The organism is Streptomyces sp. NPDC046870, from assembly GCF_040704595.1.
GTDB classification, from domain to species: domain Bacteria; phylum Actinomycetota; class Actinomycetes; order Streptomycetales; family Streptomycetaceae; genus Streptomyces; species Streptomyces argyrophylli.
This window is the reverse complement of the sequence record NZ_JBEYXM010000002.1, coordinates 329,171-351,111: the sequence shown is the minus strand read 5'-3', so window position 1 is coordinate 351,111 and position 21,941 is coordinate 329,171. Positions and strand designations below refer to the sequence as shown.

The window sequence follows — 21,941 nt, the reverse complement described above, 5'->3', positions numbered from 1 at the left end:
CTGACCCTCCGTCAGGGGTGTCGGAGGGAAGACGGAAACCCTCGCCAGTTGGTGAACACGTGAAGTCATGAGGAGGGAACCCCGGTAACTACGCGCGTCCGACTGCGGTCACGCGCGTTCTCGGAGTACGCGGACACCTCTCACGCTCATACCTGTGAAACGGACGAACCGTGACAAGTCCTATCGATATAGAGGGCGGCGGGGCTTCGATCGTCGTCGACGGCGCACCAGGGCCGGAGACGAAGAGCGAACCCGTCAGGCTCGCGGGCCGGTCCCCCGGCCAGCTGATGTGGCTGCGCTTCAAGCGCGACCGCACGGGCGTCATCTGCGCCGTGGTGGTGATCGGCTACTTCGTCGTCTCCCTGCTCGCACCGCTGCTGGTGAAGCTGACGGGCACCGATCCGTACACCCTGTACGGACAGGACCCCACCTACGCCGACAAGCCCGTCCTCGACGAGTTCGGGCTTCCGCTGGGGTACCTGGGGGGCGTCTCCGGCGACCACTGGTTCGGTGTCGAGCCGCAGTACGGCCGCGACCTCTACGCCATGCTGCTGTACGGCATGCGCACCTCGCTGTACATGGCGCTGGGCATCACTGTCCTCATCATGGTCACCGGTGTCGTGATCGGCCTGATCGGCGGGTACTTCGGCGGTCGCACGGACTACTGGATCGGCCGCGGCACCGACTTCTTCCTCTCCTTCCCGCAACAGCTGTTCTTCATCGCCTTCATGCCCGTCGTCACGTCGTTCTTCGTGGATCCCCGCGAGGAGACGCCGACCTACTTCCGCGCCCTGGCCATGCTGATCGTGCTGTGGCTGCTGGGCTGGATGGGCATGGCCCGACTGGTCCGGTCGACCGTACTGTCCCTGCGCGAAAGGGAGTTCGTGGAGGCGGCCAAGGTGTCGGGCGCCTCGCCGTGGCGGATCGTGCGCAAGGAGATCCTGCCCAACGTCGTCACCCCGATCCTGGTGCAGTTCACGTACCAGCTGCCCAGCACCATCCTCAGCATCGCCTTCCTGTCCTTCGCGGGCGTCGGGTTCGTCGAGCCGACGCCCGACTGGGGACGCCTCTTCGCCGCCGGCGCCCGCTACGCCGAGCAGGACCCGGCGTTCATGTTCTTCCCCGGGGTGGCGCTGGTGATCTTCGTCCTGTGCTTCAACCTCCTCGGGGACTCCGTACGGGACGCGTTCGACCCCAAGTCCGGGCGGTAGGTCGTCCGTTGGGTGGGGGTGGCTGCCGCCCCCGCCGGCCCGCACCCGGCCGGCGCCCGGCAGATCTCACGGATAACAACCGACAGGTAGGTGGATTCGCCACATGATGTCTCATCGCGCCCGCGGAGCGCGTGCCGTAGTGATCGCCATCGCGGCCGGCTCCCTGGCTCTCACGGGCTGCTCCAAGAACGAGGGCGGCAAGTCCGGCAAGGACTCCAAGAAGGACCAGAAGGAAGCGGCGGTCCAGTCGAAGGCGGTCACCTACGTCGACGCCGCGGGTTCGACCGGACCCGCGAAGGAGGTCCCCGGCGCCAAACCCGGCGGCACGATCACGGTGTACCAGGAGGCGGGCCTGTCCCACCTGGACCCCGCCCAGATCTACGTCTCCGACGCCGGCCAGGTCGCCAACCTGCTCTTCCGCCGCCTGACCCAGTTCCAGGAGGACGACAAGGGCAACGTGTCCGTCGTCGGTGACCTCGCCACCGACTCCGGCAAGTCCTCCGACGGCGGCAAGACCTGGACCTTCACGCTGAAGGACGGCATCAAGGACGAGAAGGGCAACCCGATCACGTCGGCCGACGTCCGGCACACCGTCGAGCGTCAGTACGCGAAGTTCATCTTCGACGGCCCGACCTACCTCCAGACCTGGCTGAGCGGCGCGGACTACCGCAAGGCCCTGCCGGGCGGCGGCTTCGACGGCAAGCACCTGCCGGCCTCCGTGCTGGACACCCCGGACGACAAGACGGTGGTCTTCCACTTCGACCAGGCGCACCCCGACCTGCCGCAGACGCTCGCCATGGCCGGTTACGCCGTCGTCCCGGCGAAGGGCGACACCAAGGAGGGCTACGAGAAGAAGCCGGTCGCCACGGGCCCGTACAAGATCGCCGAGAACAAGCCCGGCAAGACCCTGAAGATGGTCAAGAACACCAACTGGGACCCGAAGACCGACTCCGTGCGCCACCAGTACGTCGACGGCTTCACCATCCAGTTCGGCGTCACCGAGTCCACCCAGACCAAGCGTCTGATCGCGGACAAGGGCGAGAACAGGAACGCCATCCAGCTCACCAACGGCGTCGAGGCCACGCAGATCCAGGACGTCGTCAACAACCCCGAGGCCAGCAAGCGCACGGTCAAGGGCTACCAGCCCTACGTGATGACGCTGGCCTTCAACCTCGACCGGGTCAAGGACAAGAAGGTCCGCGAGGCCATCACCTACGCGGTCAACTCCAAGTCCCTCATCGCCGGCGAGGGCGGCGCCTACGGCGGTGACGTCGCGCCGAACTACTTCGCGCCGACGCTGCCCGGCTACGAGGCGAGCTACGACCCCTACGGCCGTCTGAAGACCCCGCAGGGCAACATCGCCAAGGCCAAGGACATCCTCAAGGGCGTCCCGGCCGGCGAGAAGAAGATCGTGTTCGCCTACCCCAACAGCGAGGCCGGCCAGAAGCGCAAGGTCGCCATCGAGGACGCCCTGACCAAGGTCGGGATCGACGTCGTCGCCAAGGAGGTCGACTCGGCGAGCTATTACGAGCAGATCGGCAAGCTCGACAACCCGTACGACGCCTACATCACCGGCTGGGGCCAGGACTGGCCGTCCCCGGGCACGGTCGTCACCCCGATCTACGACGGCACGCAGGTCTTCGACGGCTCCGCGAACTACTCGCACGTCAAGGACCCGAAGGTCGACGCCCTCATCAAGAAGGCGCTGACGCAGAACCCGACCGACGCCGCCAAGACCTGGAAGGAAGCGCACCACTACCTGCTGGAGAACGTCATCCCGGCGGCCCCGCTGTGGTACACGAAGCAGTTCCAGATCTCCGGCTCCAACGTGGGCGGTGCCCGCTACGGCTCGGTGTCCAGCCTCATCGACATCAACCGGCTGTACCTGAAGTCGTGACCCGCGGCTGACCCAGGGGGCGCGCTCCGCGGCGAGCGCGCCCCTTGTCCGAGCGCCCCCTACCCACCGTCTCCGCAGAGAGCCAGCCCGCCATGCTTCAGTTCATCATCCGGCGCACGGTCGGCGCCTTCGTCACGCTCTTCCTCATCGGGGCGGCGACGTTCTTCCTCTTCGTGGCCGCACCCTCCGACTACGCCTCCCTGGCCTGCGGCAAGGACTGTTCGCCCCAGCGGCTGGCGGACATCCGGGAGGCCCTCGGGCTCAACCTGCCCCTGGCCCAGCAGTTCTGGGACTTCATGTCCGGCATCGTGACGGGCCGCGACTTCCCGACCGGGCACTGCTCGGCCCCCTGCCTGGGCGTGTCCTTCTACTCGGGGGACATGGTCTGGAGCACGATCATGGACCGGTTCCCGCTGACCCTCACCCTGACCGCCGGCGGCGCGATCGTCTTCCTCGTCATCGGCATCGGCGCGGGCATGATCGCCGCCTACCGGCGCGGGACCCTGGTCGACAAGGTCGCCACCGGCGCGTCCATGGTGCTCAGCTCGTTCCAGATCTACTTCCTCGGCCCGATCGTGCTGACGGTCCTCGTCTACAGCACCGGCTGGATGGAGGACCCCAGGTACGTGCCGCTCACCGAGGACCCGGTCGGCTGGTTCGTCGGGATGTCGATCCCGGTCTGTGTGATGGCCACGATCTTCACCGCGCAGTACACCCGTATGGCGCGCTCCTCGATGATCGAACAGCTCGCCGAGGACCATGTGCGCACCGCCCGGGCCAAGGGCATGTCGCGCAAGTACGTCTTCCTGCGCTACGCCTGGCGCGGCTCGCTCATCCCGATCGTCACCGTGCTCGGCATCGATGTCAGCTCCATGCTGGGCGGCGCCGTCGTCACCGAACTGACCTTCTCCCTCCAGGGGATCGGCCGGCTCGCCGTGGACGGCGCGGTCAACAAGGACCTGCCGCTGACGATGGGGGTCATGCTGTTCGGCGCCTTCTTCATCCTGGTCATCAACATCCTGACCGACATCACCTACGCGTGGATCGACCCCCGCATCCGGCTCTCCTAGGAAGAACAGCCATCGTGACCACAGTGACCAAGGCCGAGGGGGCACCGGCCCCGGCCGGGCCGGACGGATTCCTCTCGGTACGCGATCTCCAGGTGACGTTCTCCACCGAGGACGGCCCGGTCAAGGCCGTCGACGGCCTCTCCTTCGACCTGCACCGCGGGAAGACCCTCGGCATCGTGGGCGAGTCGGGCTCGGGCAAGTCGGTCACCAACCTGACGATCCTCGGGCTGCACGACCCGGTGTTCACGACGATCGACGGGGAGATCCTCCTCGAGGGCAAGGAACTGATCACCGCCACCGAGAAGGAGATGGAGAAGCTCCGCGGCAACCGGATGGCGATGATCTTCCAGGACCCGCTCACCGCGCTGTCGCCCTTCTACACCATCGGCCGGCAGATCGCCGAGCCGTACATGAAGCACACCGGCGCCTCCAAGAGGGCGGCCTGGGAGCGGGCCGTGGAGATGCTCGCCAAGGTCGGCATCCCCAACCCCAAGGAGCGCGCGCGGGACTACCCGCACCAGTTCTCCGGCGGTATGCGCCAGCGCGCGATGATCGCCATGGCGCTGGTCTGCGACCCGGACCTCCTGATCGCCGACGAGCCGACCACGGCGCTGGACGTGACCGTGCAGGCCCAGATCCTGGACCTGCTCAAGGACCTCCAGCGGGAGTTCGGCACGGCGATCGTCTTCATCACCCACGACCTCGGGGTCATCGCCGACATGGCCGACGACATCATGGTCATGTACGCCGGGCGCGCGGTGGAGCGCGGCACCGTCGACGAGGTGCTCAGCGCGCCGCTGCACCCGTACACCTGGGGTCTGCTGAACTCCATGCCCCGGCTGGACTCCGACCTCGGCACCCCGCTCTCGCCGATCCCCGGCACCCCGCCGAGCCTGCTCAACCCGCCGACCGGCTGCCGCTTCCACCCCCGGTGCACCTTCCGGGACCGGGTCGAGGGTGACCGGTGTGTCACCGAGCGCCCGCTGCTGGGACCGGACCGTTCCTCGGCGTGCCATCTGAGCACGGAGCAGAAACGCACCATCTTCATCGAAGAGATCAGGCCCCGTCTGGGCTAGGAGGACAACCGTCATGACAGAGGACCTGGTCCTCCCCACTTCCCGCGGGGCCGGTGACGACGCGGCGTCGCAGCCGTTGCTGAAGGTCTCCGGTCTGGTCAAGCACTTCCCGGTCAAGGGCGGCTTCCCGATCCGGCGGACGGTCGGCGCGGTCCAGGCCGTCGACGGCCTGGACTTCCAGGTCGCCGAGGGCGAGAGCTTCGGCCTGGTCGGCGAGTCGGGCTGCGGCAAGTCGACCACCGGCCGGCTCATCACGCGCCTGCTGGAGCCGACCCGCGGCACGATCACCTACCGCGGTCAGGACATCAGCCACGCCAACCGCAGGCAGCTGGCGCCGATCCGCTCCGAGATCCAGATGATCTTCCAGGACCCGTACTCGTCGCTGAACCCGCGGCAGACGGTCGGCAAGATCATCTCCGGCCCGATGGAGATCAACGGCATCGATCCGGAGGGCGGCCGGGAGAAGCGGGTGCGTGAGCTCCTGGAGATCGTCGGCCTGAACCCCGAGCACTACAACCGCTTCCCGCACGAGTTCTCCGGCGGCCAGCGCCAGCGCATCGGCGTCGCCCGCGCGCTCGCCCTGGAGCCCAAGCTGATCGTGGCGGACGAGCCGGTCTCGGCCCTGGACGTCTCCATCCAGGCCCAGGTCGTCAACCTGCTCCAGAAGGTGCAGCGGGAACTGGGCATCGCGTTCGTCTTCATCGCCCACGACCTCGCGATCGTGCGGCACTTCTCCCAGCGTGTCGCGGTGATGTACCTCGGCAAGATCATCGAGGTGGGTGACCGGGACTCCATCTACACCCGGCCGCGGCACCCCTACACCCACGCCCTGCTGTCCGCCGTCCCCGAGGTCACCCTGACGGAAGGGGAGGGGCAGCAGCGTGAGCGCATCCGCCTCGCCGGTGACGTGCCGTCGCCCATCTCGCCGCCGTCGGGCTGCCGCTTCCGCACCCGCTGCTGGAAGGCGCAGGACAAGTGCGCGGCCGAGGAGCCCCCGCTGCTGCAGATCTCCGGCAATCGCGACGGCCACCTGACGGCCTGCCACTTCCCGGAGGAGCCGACCATCGAGGCCCGTGAGGAGGACATCGTCCTGGACCCGGCCCTGGCGGCACTGGAGGAGGACTAGGTTCCTGTTCCGGCCCGGCGGGCCACGGTGATGATCTCCGGGGAGGTGTCCGTCAGCGGGCCCCGGCCCCAGTCGCCGTACTGTTCGGTGACGGCCAGGCCCGCCTCCGCGAGGAAGGTCTCCAGCGTTCCGGCGTCCAGGAAGCGCAGGACGCTGTGGTTGACCCGGGGGGCGGGCCAGCCGGGTCCGGCGTAGGTCTCGGTGAAGCGGATCCGGCCCCGGTCCGGGTCCCCGTCCTGCACCTCGTGCCAGACCCGCACGGCAGTGCCGTCGGCGGCGTCGATCTCGTGCACCCGGTCCGGGGTCCACCGCTCCCAGGCGCGGGCCCCCGGATTGCGGGTCTCGAAGACGAACCGTCCGCCGTCCCGCAGGGCCGCGCGGGCGGCGCCCAGGCAGACCCGGATCTCCTCGTCCGTCACGAGCTCCTGGAAGGCGTGCCCGGTCATGACGACAAGGTCGAACTCCTCCTGCCACCGCCGCACCCGTACGTCGCCGAGCACCCACTCGACGTCCGGCCGTGCCCGCCGCGCCTGCACGAGCATGGCCGCGGCCGGATCGAGGCCCATCAGCCGTCCCCCGTGCCCCTCGGCCCGGGCCCGCCGCAGCAACCGGCCGGTGCCGCACCCGATGTCCAGCACGCAGCCGGCGTCCCGCAGCAGACCGAGGTAGAAGTCGTCACCCGGTCCCCAGGGATTGAGGCTGTCGTACAGCGCGGCCAGCGAGAGATCGGCAAAGACGTGATCCACCACCGCGGCAGTCTGACACACCGTCTTGAACGGTGGGTCAGGAAACCGTCGGTTCACGAACTCCTCATACCCAAACGGCCGTTGACGCCGGCCTCGCGGACGGCGGACGGCGGACGGCGGGCGGACCGGCGGCAGGGCGGGAGCCCGGAACGCGGAAGAGGGCCCGCGCCTGGGGAGGCGCGGGCCCTCGTCCCCTGGAGCGGACGATCAGGGGCTCGGGTCAATGGGCCGTGACAGTCCGATCCGCAAGGTGGCGGCTGACGGAAAGGGGTGTGTCAGGCCGCCGCCTCGGGGTCCTTGGCGAGACGGGGGGCCGGGATCGTGGGCTGCGTCTCGGGGTAGTGGCACGCCGTCAGGTGGCCCGGCTTGTTGCCCTCCACCTGCACCAGCGGCGGAGCCTCCGTGGCGCACTTCTCGGTCGCCTTCCAGCAGCGGGTGCGGAAGCGGCAGCCGGAGGGCGGGTTGATCGGGGACGGCACGTCACCGGTCAGGCGGATGCGCTCGCGCGGCTCCTCGTCCACCGTGGCCTCGGGCACGGCGGAGAGCAGGGCCCGGGTGTAGGGGTGGCGCGGGTTGTCGTACAGGTCCTCGCGGTCGCCGATCTCGACGATCTTGCCGAGGTACATGACCGCCACGCGCTGGGAGAAGTGCCGCACGATCGCGAGGTCGTGGGCGATGAAGACGAACGCGATGCCGAGTTCGCGCTGCACCTTCTGGAGCAGGTTGACGACCTGGGCCTGGATGGAGACGTCCAGGGCCGAGACCGGCTCGTCCGCGACGATCAGCTTGGGCTCCAGGGCGAGCGCGCGGGCGACGCCGATGCGCTGGCGCTGGCCGCCGGAGAACTCGTGCGGGAAGCGGTTGTAGTGCTCGGGGTTGAGACCGACGATCTCCAGCAGTTCCCGGACCCGCTTCTCGCGGCCGCCGGGCGGGGTGATGTCGTTGATCTCCATGGGACCGGAGATGATCTTGCCGACCGTCTGCCGCGGGTTCAGCGAGGCGTACGGGTCCTGGAAGATCATCTGGATCTCGGAGCGGATCGGCGCCAGCTGCTTGCGGTTGGCGTGCGTGATGTCCTGACCGCGGTAGGTGACCCTGCCGCCGGTGGGCTCCAGCAGGCGGGTGATGAGCCGGCCGGTGGTCGACTTGCCGCAGCCCGACTCGCCGACGAGGCCGAGGCTCTCGCCCTCGGCGACCTGGAAGTCCAGGCCGTCGACGGCCTGGACCGCGCCGACCGTCCGCCGGATCGGGAAGCCGCCCTTGATGGGGAAGTGCTTCGTCAGCCCGGAGACGTCCAGGAGGGGGTTCGTGTTGCTCATGATCGTGAAATCCGCTCTCGTGTCCGTCAGTGGTGCCGGGTTCCGGCGAAGTCAGCGAAGAGTTCCCGCTTCTGCTCCTGGGTGAGGTGGCAGGCGGCGCCGCGGCCGTCGACCACCTCGAGCAGCGGGCTCTCCTTGGAGCACAGCCCGCCCGCCACCTTCTCGGCGAAGGCGCACCGGGGGTGGAAACGGCAGCCCGACGGCGGGTTGAGCAGCGAGGGCGGCGAACCGGGGATCGGCGTCAGCGGCACGTCCACCGGCCCCTGCAGGCTCGGCATCGAGCCCAGCAGACCCAGGGTGTAGGGGTGCTGCGGGTCGCGCAGCACCTCCTGCTTGGTGCCGCGCTCCACGCACCGGCCGCCGTACATCACCAGCACGTCGTCGGCGATGTCGGCGATGACACCGAGGTCGTGGGTGATGAAGATGATCGCGGTGCCGAACTCCTGCTGGAGGTCCTTGAGCAGGTCCATGATCTGCGCCTGGACCGTCACGTCCAGGGCGGTCGTCGGCTCGTCCGCGATCAGCAGTTCGGGGTCGCACACCAGCGCCATGGCGATCATCGCGCGCTGGCGCATACCGCCCGAGAACTGGTGCGGGTAGTCGTCCACCCGCATGTCCGGCTGCGGGATGCCCACCCGGCGCAGCATCTCGATCGCGCGCTTGCGCGCCTCGGACTTGGAGCAGCCCGTGTGCTTGCGGTAGGTCTCGCCGATCTGCGTGCCGATCGTGTGGTACGGCGACAGCGACGCCAGCGCGTCCTGGAAGATCATCGACATCTTGTTGCCGCGCAGCCGCTCCAGCTCCTTCTCGGAGGCGGTGAGCAGCTCCTTGCCGTCCAGCACGATCTCGCCCTCGATCGCGGTGCGGTCGCGGTCGTGGAGGCCCAGGATCGTCAGGTTGGTGACGGACTTGCCGGAGCCGGACTCGCCGACGATCCCGAGAGTCTGGCCCTTGACGAGGTCGAAGCTGAGTCCGTCGACGGCCTTGACGATGCCGTCCTCGGTGGAGAAGTGGACCCTGAGGTCCTTGACGGAGAGGAACGGCTGCTGATCGGTGCTCGTCACGGGGACGCTCCTGGGGGGTGATGCGAGGTGTCGCCGGGTGGGGCGGGTGGGAAGGGACGGCGGGGCGGAGGTCAGGCGAGCCGGATCCGCGGGTCGATGAGGGCGTAGACGGCGTCGACGATGATGTTGAAGAGCACGATGGCGCCGGCGGACAGGAGGGTGACGCCGAGCACCATGGGCAGGTCGCTCTTGTTCACGGCGTCCAGCGCGAGCCGGCCCACGCCCTGGAGGCTGAAGACGGACTCGGTGATGATCGCGCCGCCGATCAGGGTGCCCAGGTCGACACCGAAGATGGTGACGATCGGGCCCATCGCACCGCGCCAGGCGAAGCGGAGGAAGACGTTGCGGCGGGAGAGGCCCTTGGCCCGGGCCGTGCGGACGTAGTCCTCGCTGAGCTGCTCCACGAGCTGCGAGCGGGACATACGCGTGTAGTTCGCGGTGAAGATGATGGCGAGCACCAGCCACGGCAGCAGCAGGCCGGAGACCCACTTCACCGGGTTCTCGGTGATCGGCGTGTACGACGGGTTGTCCAGGATGCCCAGCTTGAAGACCAGGAAGTACATCGCGATGTACCCGACGAAGTAGATCTGCAGCGAGGAGCCGAGCAGCGAGGCCGAACTGGCGACCTTGTCCTGCCACTTGCCCTGCTTGAGGGCGGCGATCATGCCCGCGCCCACACCGATGACGAGGAAGACCACGGCCGCGCCGAAGGCGAGCGAGAGCGTCAGCGGGAGCCTGTCCATGATCGTGCCGAGGACCGGCTCACGGTTGGCGAACGAGTAGCCGAGGCACGGAGCGCTGCAGTTGCCGAAGTCGCCGTAGCTGCGTCCGACGAAGATGCCCTTGAGCCAGTACCAGTACTGGACCGGGATCGGGTGGTCGATGCCCAGGTTGTGCCGCACCTGCTTCAGCATGTCGGGCGTGCAGTTCTTGCCGCAGGACATCATGGCGGGGTCACGCGGGATGGCGTAGAACAGCCAGAACGTGACCGCGCTGATGATCAACAGGATGACCAGCGCGCCGAGGAGTCGGCGGACGAGGAAGCGGAACATGGGGCGTGACTTTCCGGACGGGGCGCCGTCGCCGGGGTGAGGGGTGGGCCGGAGGGGGCGGCCAGGTCCTGGCCGCCCCCGAGGGGTCGTGCGCGCTTACTTCTTGGCGTACAGCTTGCAGAGCGCGATGCAGGTGTTGCCGGCGTCGAACACGACGTTGCCGACCTTGGACCCGTACATCCAGTTGCGGATGGAGTGGTAGTCCGGGACGACCGCCGCCAGCTCCATGATCTGGCGGTCGACGTTGCCCCAGGCCTTGTTGGCCTCCTCCGGGTCGGCGATCTTCGCGGCGGCGTCGATCGCCTTGTTGACGCTCGGGTCGTTCAGCTGGGCGTAGTTGCTACGGCCGTCGCCGATGTTCTTGCCGCTCCAGCAGGGGTAGAAGACCGAGTAACCGTTCGGCCAGTCCGGGCTCCAGCCGGCCGCGAACAGGTCGTAGTCGTTGTCGATCTTGCCGATCTGGGTGTAGAACGTCGACTTGTCGACCTGCTTGTTGACGACCTGGAAGCCGGCGGCCTCCAGCGCGTTCTTGATCGCGACGGCGGACTTCACCGCGTTGTCGGAGTGCTGGTAGGCGATGACCAGCTTCTGGCCGAGCTTGCCGGCCTCCTTCAGCAGGGCCTTGGCCTTGGCCGGGTCGCCACCGGGCTTCTTGTCCGTGCCGTAGAGGTCGAACTTCTGGTAACCGGGGGTCACCGGGCTCAGGATCGTGGTGGCCAGCTCGCTGGTGGCCTTGCCGCCGCGGATGGTCTGCAGCTGCAGGTGCGGCCACGCCCAGTTGATGGCCTGGCGGACCTTGACGTCCTTGATGCGGGTCGTGTTGATCGGCCAGTAGTAGGTGACCGTGTCGACCTGGGTGAGGACGCGCTGCTTGAGCTTCGCGTTGGTGAGGACCTGGGCGATGCGCTCCGGGGCGACCTCGTTGAAGATCGACATCGTGTACTGGTCGTTCCCCTTGTCCGCGATGTAGCGGTCGGTGGAGGCGATCAGCTCGAAGCCGAACTGGAAGACGAACTTGTCCGGGTAGGCGTTGCGGATCGGGTCCGTCTTCGCGTCCCAGTGCTCGTTGCGCACGTAGGTCAGCGACTTGCCGATCTTGCGGTCACCGATCTTGTAGGGACCGCAGGAGAACGGGCGCTTGTCGTACTTCTCCTTGGTGTCGTGCTTCTTCGGCACCAGGGAGTAGCCGCGCATGGCGAGCGTGTAGTTGAAGTCCGTGCGGGCTTCGGTGAGGTGGAAGGTGATCGTCTTGCCGGAGACCTCGATCGACTCGAGGTGCTTGCCGTCGTACGGGCCCTTGTACTTGTCGCCGCCGACCAGCCACTGCTGGACGTAGCGCGGACCCTCGGTGATGAAGCTCGCGAAGAGGCGCTCGAAGGTGTGGCGGACGTCGTCCAGGGAGACGTCGGAGCCGTCCTCCCACTTGATGCCGTCCTTGAGGGTGAACGACCAGGTCTTGCCGCCGTTCTTCATGGTGCCGGCGTCGGTGGCCGCGTCGCCGACGAGGGTGCAGCCGCCCTTCTCGTCGATCTTGTAGCCGGTCAGACCACGCATGATCGGGACGGTGATGGCGCCCTCGGTGGAGACGTAGATCTGCGCCGGGTCCATGTGGTCCATGTCGAACTGGTCCAGCGAGTAGATCGTGCCGCCCTTGACGGCGCCCGCGACCTCAGGAGCCGGACCGACCGAGTCGGCCTTCGTGCCGACCGGGATGTTGACCGTCTTGGACTTGCTCACCGACGGCACGTCGTTGTGACCGGAGCCCTTGGAGTCATCGCTGCTGCAGGCGCTCAGCACCGAGGTGGACGCTGCCGCCACACCGGTGGCGATCAGGAAGTTTCTACGAGAAAAGGACATGCTGAGCCTGCCTAGAAGGTTGGTCGGAACAGACGGGACCAGCCGGGTGTCTCCGCCCCGGGCCGGGTGGAACTGCGTTGCTACCGCTTCGACTTGGGGTCGAGTGCGTCGCGCACGGAGTCGCCGAGCAGATTGAAGGCGAGGACGAAGATCACCATGGCGAGGCCCGGGAAGAGCAGGAAGGTGATGTCCTCGGTGTAGAACGTGGCGCCGCGGCCGATCATCACGCCCCAGTCGGGAGTGGGGTCGGTGACGCCGACGCCGAGGAAGGCCAGTCCGGCCTCGGCGGTCACGTACGCCGGCAGCATGAGCGTGGACTGGATGATGATCGGGGTCCACAGGTTGGGCAGCAACTCCTTGAACACGATGCGCATCGGGGACGCGCCCGTGACCTTCGCCGCCTCGACGAACTCGCGCTCACGCAGGCCGAGCACCTGGCCGCGCAGCAGGCGCGCGATGGACGCCCAGCCGAAGGCGGAGAGCACGACGATCAGGGAGAAGACGACCAGCCCGGTCGGGATGTTGTCGTCCGGCTTGACGAAGATGCCGTAGACGACCGGCATGAAGGCGATGAAGAAGAGCGTGGACGGGAACGACAGCAGGATGTCGATGACCCGGCCGACGAGGTAGTCCGTCTTGCCGCCCAGGTAGCCGGCCGTGACACCCACCACGACACCGACGATGGTGGTCAGCAGGGTGGCGGCGGTGGCGATGCCCAGGGAGTTGCGGATCGCGTAGAGCAGGAAGGTGAACACGTCCCGGCCGAGCTGGGGCTCGATGCCGAACCAGAACTCGGAGCTCATGCCGCCGTTGGGGCCCGCGGGGTACGAGAAGGCGTCGAGCAGGCTCGGGTCCTGGCTCGCGTAGGTGGTGTACGGGTTCTTGCCGTACACCTTCGCTATGAGCGGCGCCGCGACGCCGATCACGAAGAAGAAGATCACGATGCAGGCCGATATGACGCCTGTCCGGTCGCGCTTGAAGCGCTTCCAGGCCAGTCGTCCCGGGGAACGCCCCTCGCCGCCCTTCGGGTCGCCGGAGGTAGTCACCTTCTCGACGGACTCGTCGGTCACCTCGAGGGGGACAGCCGCAGATGGAGTTGGGAGGGTCATGGTGCTCCTGGCCCAAGGGAGGGTCTGATGACTCCGCAGGGCACTCCCCTACGGGCTACGCCGGACTTTTTCAACGCAATTCATTCAAGGTCAATAAATTCTCGGCCGCCTTGGTTTTGTCTTTACCTTCTTTACTCACGCTTGATCATTCCGTAGCTACGCGGGTAGCGCGCCGTAATCAATCCGTGCTTCACATCGGGCCAACCGGACTAAACAGGCAAGGCGTTCGATATGCGGACGGTGGAGTGTCGACATGCGTACATCGGCCCGTCTCAATCCAACGTTTCGGCATCGTTACGCGAAGATCTATTGCGCTCTTCAGGCAAGATCATCAAGCCCTCGGACAGGGCGGTGCCTGCATTCGGATGACGTCTTCCTCCAAAGGCCGCTCAATCGGGCGGCGGGCATGCGATACATGCCTTATGTGGCGATATTGACCAGTAGTGGATCACTGTCGCTGGAGGAGGCACGCCATGCGGGGAGTCACGCGGGCCCGAGGGGCCGTGTGCGCGGTGGCGCTGGCCCTCGTCGCCACCGGCTGCGGGGGCGGCGGCTCAGGCGGCGGCACCGCCGGCGCGGTGCTCAGCTCCTCCTGGGGAGACCCGCAGAACCCGCTGGAGCCCGCCAACACCAACGAGGTGCAGGGCGGCAAGGTCCTCGACATGATCTTCCGGGGCCTGAAGAAGTACGACCCGAGGACCGGCAAGGCCACCGACATGCTCGCCCGGTCCATCGACACCGACGACTCGCGGAACTTCACCATCAGGGTGAAGCCCGGCTGGACCTTCTCCAACGGCGAGAAGGTCACCGCCCGCTCCTTCGTGGACGCCTGGAACTACGGCGCCGGCCTGCGGAACAACCAGAAGAACGCCCTCTTCTTCGGCTACATCGACGGCTACGACAAGGTCCACCCCAGCGCCGGCAGGCAGACCGCCGACACCCTGTCCGGGCTGAAGGTGGTGGACGACCACACCTTCACCGTCCGGCTCAACCAGAAGTTCTCCAGCTTCCCGGACACCCTCGGCTACGCGGCCTTCGCCCCGCTGCCGCGCGCGTTCTTCACCGACCACGCGGCCTGGCTCCGCAAGCCGGTCGGCAACGGTCCGTACATGGTCGCTTCCTATATGAAGGGCGCTCAGATGTCCCTGCGGAGGTGGGACGGCTACCCGGGCCCGGACAAGGCACGCAACGGTGGGGTCGACCTGAAGGTCTACACCGACGGCAACACCGCCTACACCGACCTGATGTCCGGCAACCTCGACCTGGTGGACGACGTGCCCGCCGCCCAGCTGAAGAACGTCAGGACCGACCTGGGCGACCGCTACATCAACACCCCGGCCGGCATCCTCCAGACCTTCGCCTTCCCCTACTACGACAAGGCGTGGGACAGACCGGGCACGGAGAAGGTCCGCACGGGCCTGTCCATGGCGATCAACCGCAAGCAGATCACCGAGACGATCTTCCACGGCACCCGCACCCCGGCCACCGACTGGACCTCGCCCGTCCTCGGCGTGGCGGGCGGCTTCAAGGAGGGCCTGTGCGGCAAGCCCTGCGAGTACCACCCGGAGGAGGCCAAGAGGCTGATCAAGGAGGGCGGCGGGATCCCCGGCGGCCAGGTGAGGATCACGTACAACGCGGACACGGGCTCGCACAAGGAGTGGGTGGACGCCGTGTGCAACTCCATCAACAACGCCCTCGGCGACGACAAGGCGTGCGTCGGCAACCCGGTCGGCACCTTCGCCGACTTCCGCAACCGCATCGGGCAGCACAAGATGACCGGACCGTTCCGCGCGGGCTGGCAGATGGACTACCCGCTCATCCAGAACTTCCTCCAGCCGCTGTACTACACGAACGCCTCCTCCAACGACGGCAAGTGGTCGGACAAGGAGTTCGACGAGCTGGTCGACCGGGCCAACGCCGAGAGCGACCAGACCAAGGCCGTGCGCCTGTTCCAGCAGGCCGAGGGCGTCGTCCGGGACCACATGGCCGCCATCCCGCTCTGGTACCAGAACGGCAGCGCCGGCTACTCCGAGCGGCTGTCCGACGTGGCGCTGAACCCGTTCAGCGTGCCCGTCTACAACGAGATCAAGGTCGGCTGAGCCGCCATGGGGCGCTACGTCGTCCGGCGACTGCTCCAGATGGTCCCCGTCTTCGTCGGGTCCACCCTGCTGATCTTCCTCATGGTCAACGTGATGGGCGATCCCGTGGCGGGCCTGTGCGGGGAGCGGGCGTGCGACCCGGCGACGGCGGCCCAGCTCAAGCGGGAGTTCGGCTTGGACAAGCCGGTCTGGCAGCAGTACCTCACCTACATGGGGCACCTGTTCACCGGCGACTTCGGCACGGCGTTCAACGGGCAGAAGGTCACCGAGCTGATGGGCACCGCGTTCCCGGTCACCATCCGGCTGACCGTGGTGGCGATCCTGTTCGAGGTCGTCATCGGCATCACCCTGGGCGTCGTCACGGGTCTCAAACGCGGCCGGCCCGTCGACACCACCGTGCTGCTGCTCACCCTCGTGGTGATCTCCGTCCCCACCTTCGTCACCGGCCTGCTGCTCCAGCTGCTCCTCGGGGTGAAGTGGGCCTGGATCAGACCCTCCGTCTCCCCGGACGCGGCCTTCGGCGAGCTGATCGTGCCGGGGCTGGTCCTGGCCTCGGTCTCCCTGGCCTACGTCACCCGGCTGACCCGCACCTCCATCGCGGAGAACAAGCGCGCCGACTACGTCCGTACGGCCGTCGCGAAGGGCCTGCCGCGACGGCGGGTCATCACCCGGCACCTGCTGCGCAACTCGCTCATCCCCGTGGTCACCTTCATCGGCACGGACATCGGGGCGCTGATGGGCGGGGCGATCGTCACCGAGCGGATCTTCAACATCCACGGCGTCGGCTACCAGCTCTACCAGGGCATCCTGCGCCAGAACACCCAGACGGTCGTCGGCTTCGTCACCGTCCTCGTGCTGGTCTTCCTGGTCGCCAACCTCCTCGTCGACCTCCTGTACGCCGTACTCGACCCGAGGATCCGCTATGCCTGAGCAGCAGCCGTTCGAGCCCGGGCCTGCCGTCGCCGGTACCGGGATGGGCGGCGCGATGGACCTCGCGGCGAGCGAGGCGACCACGCTGGAGGGCCCCGGGCCCGGGGGAGTCGGGCCGGGAGGCGTGGGGCCGGCCGGCAAGCCGCGCTCCCTGTGGTCGGACGCCTGGCGGGACCTGCGCCGCGACCCGGTCTTCCTGCTCTCCGCCCTGGTCATCCTCCTTCTGGTGTTCGTCTCGCTCCGGCCGTCGGCGATCGCCTCCGGCAACCCGCTCACGTGCGACCTGGCCAAGGCGCAGGACGGTTCGGCTCCCGGGCACCCCTTCGGCTTCGACGGCCAGGGCTGCGACGTCTACACGCGCACGGTGTACGGCGCCCGTACGTCGGTGACGGTCGGGGTGCTGGCCACGCTCGGGGTGTCGGTGTTCGGGTCGGTGCTGGGCGGGCTGGCGGGCTACTTCGGGGGCCTGTGGGACGCGGTGCTGTCCCGGATCACGGACGTCTTCTTCGCCATCCCGGTCGTCCTCGGCGGACTCGTCCTCCTCTCGGTCGTGACCTCCAATACGGTCTGGCCGGTCATCGGGTTCATGGTGCTGCTCGGCTGGCCGCAGATCTCCCGCATCGCGCGCGGCTCGGTCATCACCGCCCGGCAGAACGACTACGTCCAGGCCGCCCGCGCGCTGGGCGCCTCCGACGCACGGATCCTGCTGCGGCACATCGCGCCGAACGCGGTGGCCCCGGTGATCGTCGTGTCGACCATCGCGCTGGGCACCTACATCGCCCTGGAGGCGACGCTGTCCTACCTCGGCGTGGGCCTCAAACCGCCCAGCGTCTCCTGGGGCATCGACATCTCCGCCGCCTCCCCCTACATCCGCAACGCGCCCCACGCCCTGCTGTGGCCCTCGGGTGCCCTGGCGGTGACGGTGCTGGCGTTCATCATGCTCGGCGACGCGGTCCGCGACGCCCTCGACCCGAAGCTGAGGTGACGCGCGCCGTGCTGCTCGACGTCCACGACCTGCACGTGGAGTTCCACACCCGGGACGGCGTCGCCCACGCCGTCAACGGCGTCGGTTACGCCGTCGACGCGGGTCAGACGCTGGCTGTGCTGGGGGAGTCGGGGTCGGGCAAGTCGGTCACCGCGCAGGCCGTGATGGGCATCCTCGACACACCGCCCGGGCGGATCACCCGGGGGCGGATCCTGTTCCAGGGGCGGGATCTGCTGACGCTGAAGGGCGAGGAACGCAGGAGGATCCGGGGCGCCGGGATGGCGATGATCTTCCAGGACGCGCTGTCCGCCCTCAACCCGGTGATGACGGTCGGGGACCAGCTGGGGGAGATGTTCGTCGTCCACCGGGGCGTGTCGCGCAGGGACGCGCGTGCGAGGGCGGTGGAGCTGATGGAGCGGGTGCGCATCCCGGCCGCCGCCCAGCGCGTGCGCGACTACCCGCACCAGTTCTCCGGCGGGATGCGCCAGCGCATCATGATCGCCATGGCGCTGGCCCTGGAACCGGCGCTCATCATCGCCGACGAACCCACCACCGCCCTCGACGTCACCGTCCAGGCGCAGGTCATGGACCTCCTCGCGGAGCTGCGGCGCGAGTACCGCATGGGGCTGATCCTCATCACCCACGACCTGGGCGTCGTCGCCGACGTCGCCGACCGGATCGCGGTGATGTACGCGGGCCGGATCGTGGAGTCCGCGCCCGTCCACGACCTCTACAGAGCCCCCGCCCACCCCTACACCCGGGGCCTGCTGGACTCCATCCCCCGCCTCGACCACAAGGGCCGGCAGCTCTACGCCATCAAGGGCCTGCCACCCAACCTGACGCACATCCCGCCCGGTTGCTCCTTCCACCCCCGCTGCCCCCTGGCCAGGGACGTCTGCCGTACCGAGGAACCCCCGCTGTACGAGGTGTCCGGCGAGCGGGGCAGCGCCTGCCACTTCTGGAGGGAGTGCCTCGATGGCCCCGGACACTGAGCCCCTCCTCGAAGTGACCGGCCTGGTCAAGCACTACCCGCTCACCCGGGGCGTGCTGTTCAGGAGGCAGATCGGCGCGGTCAGGGCCGTCGACGGCGTCGACTTCACCCTCGCCCAGGGCGAAACGCTCGGGATCGTCGGCGAATCGGGCTGCGGCAAGTCCACCGTCGCCCGACTCCTGTGCGGCCTCGAACGGCCCACCGCCGGCACCGTCACGTTCAGGGGCGAGGACATCACCCGGCTGTCCGGCAAGGCCCTCAAGGCCGTGCGCCGCAACATCCAGATGGTCTTCCAGGACCCCTACACCTCCCTCAACCCCCGCATGACGGTCGGCGACATCATCGGCGAGCCCTACGACATCCACCCCGAAGCGGCCCCCAGGGGCGACCGCCGCCGCAGGGTCCGCGAACTCCTCGACGTCGTCGGCCTCGACCCCGAGTACGCCAACCGCTACCCCCACCAGTTCTCCGGCGGTCAGCGCCAGCGCATCGGCATCGCACGCGCACTGGCGCTGCGCCCCGAGATCATCGTCGCGGACGAACCCGTCTCCGCCCTCGACGTCTCCGTCCAGGCCCAGGTCGTCAACCTGCTCGCCCGGCTCCAGGCGGACTTCGGCCTCTCCTACCTCTTCATCGCCCACGACCTGTCCGTCGTCCGCCACATCTCCGACCGCGTCGCCGTCATGTACCTCGGCCGCATCGTCGAGACCGGACGCGACACCGAGATCTACGACCACCCCACGCACCCCTACACCCAGGCGCTGCTCTCCGCCGTCCCGGTGCCCGATCCCGACGCCCGCGAACACCGCGAACGCATCATCCTCGCCGGTGACGTGCCCTCCCCGGCCGACATCCCCTCCGGCTGCCGCTTCCGCACCCGCTGCTGGAAGGCACGCGAACGCTGCGTCGTGGAGGTGCCCGCGCTCGCCGTGCCGGCCGCCTTCCGTGACGCGGCCGGTCCCGCCGCGCACGCCTCGGCCTGCCACTTCGCGGAGGAGAAACACGTGGTGCCGCCGGAGGAGTCCCGGCTGAACGGCAACGGGCCGGGGTGACATGGTGCACCCCGGCCCGTTCACGGCACCCGCACGGCCGTACGTCCTTCAGGATGCCGTGCCGGTATAGCGGCACAGCTTCCGTGAAGTTGCCTGTGTGTTAACGCGGTTCACCGGCGTCCGCGGGCCGGGGCAGGGAGCGGCGGAGGAAGTCCAGCTGGAGCAGGAGCAGGTTCTCGGCGACCGTCTCCTGGGGGGTCATGTGGGTCACCCCCGACAGGGGCAGCACCTCGTGCGGGCGGCCGGCGGCCAGCAGCGCGGAGGACAGGCGCAGGGAGTGCGCCACGACCACGTTGTCGTCCGCCAGCCCATGGATGACCAGCATCGGGCGGTGCGGCTCCGCGGGGTCCACCAGGCCCGCGTCGTCGATCACCGAGTTGCGCCGGTAGACCTCCGGCCGTTCGTTCGGGTCGCCGAGATAGCGCTCCTGGTAGTGGGTGTCGTACAGCCTGAGGTCGGTGACCGGCGCGCCGACCACCGCCGCGTGGAAGACGTCCGGGCGGCGCAGCACCGCCAGCGCCGCCAGGTAGCCGCCGAAGGACCAGCCCCGGATCGCCACCCGGGTGAGGTCCAGCGGGTACCGCTCGGCGAGCGCGTGCAGGGCGTCGACCTGGTCCTGGAGGACGACCGCCGCCACGTCGTCCCGGATCGACTTCTCCCAGGCGGGCGAGCGGCCCGGGGTGCCCCGGCCGTCGGCGACGACCACCGCGAAGCCCTGGTCGGCGAACCACTGGGAGGTGAGATGGACGTCGTGCGCGGCGGCCACGCGCTGGCCGTGCGGACCGCCGTAGGGGTCCAGCAGGACCGGCAGGGGAGTGTCACCGGGGTAGTCCCGTGGCATAAGCACGGCGCACGGAATTCGGCGTGCGCCCCCTTGGGTGAGAGTCACCCGGGGGGACAGACCGGGATCTTCGGCATACGAGCGGACAGTAGCCGTCGGTTTTCCGTCACACAGCACCTGGACCCGGGTGCCCGGCCGGTCCAGCGCGGCGGACACGAGGACGGTCACGTTCCCCGAGCGCACCGCCGAGTGCACACCGGGTTCCCGCGACAGCCGCTCCACGCCCAGTTCGTTCACCCGGTACACATGGACTTCGCCAATCTCGGGCGCCTCGGCCTCCGGGCCGGAGGAGGCGGAAACCAGTACGTCGTCCGCACCTACGTCCAGCACCGCCCGCAGATGCAACTGACCGCTGGTCAAGGGCCGTTCGCCGACCGCCAGCACCCGCGCCCCGCCCTCGTCCGCGATACGGACAAGCTGCCCGGAGGGGTTCCAGCAGGGCACGCCGGCGAAAAGTTCAAGCCAAGTTGGATCTTCATCGGCGTGCACCATCCGCGTGGCCCCGGAATCCGCGTCCACCGCCAGGTACAGCTGGCCGCGCTGATCCCGCGCCTGTACGAGCAGCAGCGGCGCACCCGCCTCTGACCAGTGCACACGCGCCAGATAGGGGTAGCGAGCACGGTCCCAGACCACCTCCGTGCGCGTCCCGTCGAGCCCGCACACGAACAGGCGGACGTCCGCGTTCGGGGTGCCGGCGGCCGGGTACCGGACGGCGGCCGGCTCACGGTCCGGGTGCGCCGGATCGGAGATCCACCACCGCCGTACCGGCGTGTCGTCCACGCGCGCCACGAGCAGCCGGTCCGAACCCGGCGCCCACCAGAAGCCCCGCGAACGCGCCATCTCCTCGGCCGCGATGAACTCCGCGAGGCCGTAGGAGACGTCCGCCGACTCCGGCTCGGCCAGCGCCCGGTCGCCGTCGCCCTCGGCGCCGACCACCCGCAGCGCACCCCCGGAGACGTAGGCGATGTGCCGGCCGTCGGGGGACGGACGGGGGTCGATCACCGGTCCGGGAACGGGGAGTTCGCGTGCCGTCCCGGCGCGCAGCTCCGCCGCGAAAAGCCGCCCTGACAAGGCGAAAGACGCCAACTCCAGGGCACTGTCGGTGGCATAGCCGATGATTCCGGCGCCGCCCTCGCGGCTGCGCTCGCGGCGCGCCCGCTCCTCGGCCGAGAGCTCCTCGGCGGCGCCCTGGAGGAGCGCGCGCGGATCGGCCGCCAGGCGTTCCGCACCCCCCGGAAGATCCATCACCCACAGGGAGTTGGCCCGGTCGGTGCCCGAGCCGGAACGCAGGAACGCGACACGCGAACCGTCGGGTGCCACGGCGAACGCACGCGGCGCGCCGAGCGTGAACCGCTGGGTCCGGGCGTGCCGGCGGGGGAAGGAGTCAGCCTCGGTCGTCATACCCCGACCATATTGGCCATGCGCCCCCTTGTGCGGCTGTGCGCCGATCGATGCGCGAGTACGGATAGTTATGATCACTACCGCAGAGTGGGTATGAACCCCGCTGGCGTCTGCA

At 68.6% G+C, this 21,941-nt stretch carries 17 protein-coding genes; 10 read left to right on the top strand and 7 right to left on the bottom strand.

Translation table 11 applies throughout. From position 1 onward, the window contains the following. The first annotated feature begins 170 nt into the window (after nt 1–170). The 5 genes from AB0946_RS06045 to AB0946_RS06025 all read left to right on the top strand — a co-directional run bounded on the left by AB0946_RS06045 (nt 171) and on the right by AB0946_RS06025 (nt 6,380). On the top strand, nt 171–1,211 hold the full coding sequence (locus AB0946_RS06045; protein ID WP_366759387.1) for an ABC transporter permease: 1,041 nt from the start codon (nt 171–173) through the stop codon (nt 1,209–1,211). Between the two features lie 103 nt (nt 1,212–1,314). Further along, a complete protein-coding gene (locus tag AB0946_RS06040) occupies nt 1,315–3,108 on the top strand; it encodes an ABC transporter substrate-binding protein (protein ID WP_366759386.1) in 1,794 nt (597 codons plus the stop codon). Between the two features lie 92 nt (nt 3,109–3,200). Beyond that, nucleotides 3,201–4,178 carry an ABC transporter permease gene (locus tag AB0946_RS06035; protein WP_366759385.1) on the top strand — a complete coding sequence of 326 codons (978 nt, stop codon included), beginning with the start codon at nt 3,201–3,203 and terminating at the stop codon, nt 4,176–4,178. Nucleotides 4,179–4,192: 14 nt separating this feature from the next. Further along, the gene (locus AB0946_RS06030; protein ID WP_366759384.1) at nt 4,193–5,254 is read left to right on the top strand and encodes an ABC transporter ATP-binding protein; all 1,062 of its coding nucleotides are present in this window, start codon (nt 4,193–4,195) and stop codon (nt 5,252–5,254) included. 13 nt (nt 5,255–5,267) lie between these two features. Next, entirely contained in the window at nt 5,268–6,380 is a 1,113-nt protein-coding gene (locus tag AB0946_RS06025; RefSeq protein WP_366759383.1) for a dipeptide ABC transporter ATP-binding protein, read from the top strand. Here AB0946_RS06025 and AB0946_RS06020 read toward each other — a convergent pair. The 6 genes from AB0946_RS06020 to AB0946_RS05995 all read right to left on the bottom strand — a co-directional run bounded on the left by AB0946_RS06020 (nt 6,377) and on the right by AB0946_RS05995 (nt 13,488). Beyond that, on the bottom strand, nt 6,377–7,129 hold the full coding sequence (locus AB0946_RS06020; protein WP_366759382.1) for a class I SAM-dependent methyltransferase: 753 nt from the start codon (nt 7,127–7,129) through the stop codon (nt 6,377–6,379). The two genes, AB0946_RS06025 and AB0946_RS06020, sit on opposite strands and share 4 nt — an antisense overlap. A 272-nt stretch (nt 7,130–7,401) precedes the next feature. Beyond that, entirely contained in the window at nt 7,402–8,445 is a 1,044-nt protein-coding gene (locus AB0946_RS06015; RefSeq protein ID WP_366759381.1) for a dipeptide ABC transporter ATP-binding protein, read from the bottom strand. 26 nt (nt 8,446–8,471) lie between these two features. Further along, on the bottom strand, nt 8,472–9,509 hold the full coding sequence (locus AB0946_RS06010; RefSeq protein ID WP_366759380.1) for an ABC transporter ATP-binding protein: 1,038 nt from the start codon (nt 9,507–9,509) through the stop codon (nt 8,472–8,474). A gap of 71 nt (nt 9,510–9,580) precedes the next feature. Then, nucleotides 9,581–10,561: an ABC transporter permease gene (locus tag AB0946_RS06005; protein ID WP_171153140.1), complete on the bottom strand. Its 981-nt coding sequence runs from the start codon at nt 10,559–10,561 to the stop codon at nt 9,581–9,583. A 96-nt stretch (nt 10,562–10,657) separates the two neighbouring features. After that, nucleotides 10,658–12,418: an ABC transporter substrate-binding protein gene (locus AB0946_RS06000; protein ID WP_366759379.1), complete on the bottom strand. Its 1,761-nt coding sequence runs from the start codon at nt 12,416–12,418 to the stop codon at nt 10,658–10,660. 80 nt (nt 12,419–12,498) lie between these two features. Beyond that, entirely contained in the window at nt 12,499–13,488 is a 990-nt protein-coding gene (locus tag AB0946_RS05995; RefSeq protein ID WP_366759378.1) for an ABC transporter permease, read from the bottom strand. Nucleotides 13,489–14,000: 512 nt separating this feature from the next. Here AB0946_RS05995 and AB0946_RS05990 point away from each other — a divergent pair. The 5 genes from AB0946_RS05990 to AB0946_RS05970 are packed head-to-tail and all read left to right on the top strand — an operon-like array spanning nt 14,001 to nt 19,584. Next, nucleotides 14,001–15,626 carry an ABC transporter substrate-binding protein gene (locus AB0946_RS05990; protein ID WP_366759377.1) on the top strand — a complete coding sequence of 542 codons (1,626 nt, stop codon included), beginning with the start codon at nt 14,001–14,003 and terminating at the stop codon, nt 15,624–15,626. Between the two features lie 6 nt (nt 15,627–15,632). After that, nucleotides 15,633–16,556, top strand: coding sequence for an ABC transporter permease (locus AB0946_RS05985; RefSeq protein WP_366759376.1), 924 nt, complete (start codon nt 15,633–15,635; stop codon nt 16,554–16,556). Next, entirely contained in the window at nt 16,549–17,541 is a 993-nt protein-coding gene (locus AB0946_RS05980; RefSeq protein ID WP_366759375.1) for an ABC transporter permease, read from the top strand. The genes AB0946_RS05985 and AB0946_RS05980 overlap by 8 nt, the downstream gene beginning before the upstream one ends. 8 nt (nt 17,542–17,549) lie before the next feature. Continuing rightward, complete coding sequence (locus AB0946_RS05975; protein ID WP_366759374.1) at nt 17,550–18,533, top strand: ABC transporter ATP-binding protein; 984 nt, start codon at nt 17,550–17,552, stop codon at nt 18,531–18,533. Further along, entirely contained in the window at nt 18,517–19,584 is a 1,068-nt protein-coding gene (locus AB0946_RS05970) for a dipeptide ABC transporter ATP-binding protein (protein ID WP_366759373.1), read from the top strand. Before AB0946_RS05975 ends, AB0946_RS05970 begins: the two co-directional genes overlap by 17 nt. Before the next feature lie 100 nt (nt 19,585–19,684). Here the strand turns inward: AB0946_RS05970 and AB0946_RS05965 are convergent, their stop codons facing one another. Next, nucleotides 19,685–21,826 carry a prolyl oligopeptidase family serine peptidase gene (locus AB0946_RS05965; protein ID WP_366759372.1) on the bottom strand — a complete coding sequence of 714 codons (2,142 nt, stop codon included), beginning with the start codon at nt 21,824–21,826 and terminating at the stop codon, nt 19,685–19,687. Nucleotides 21,827–21,941: the final 115 nt, after the last annotated feature.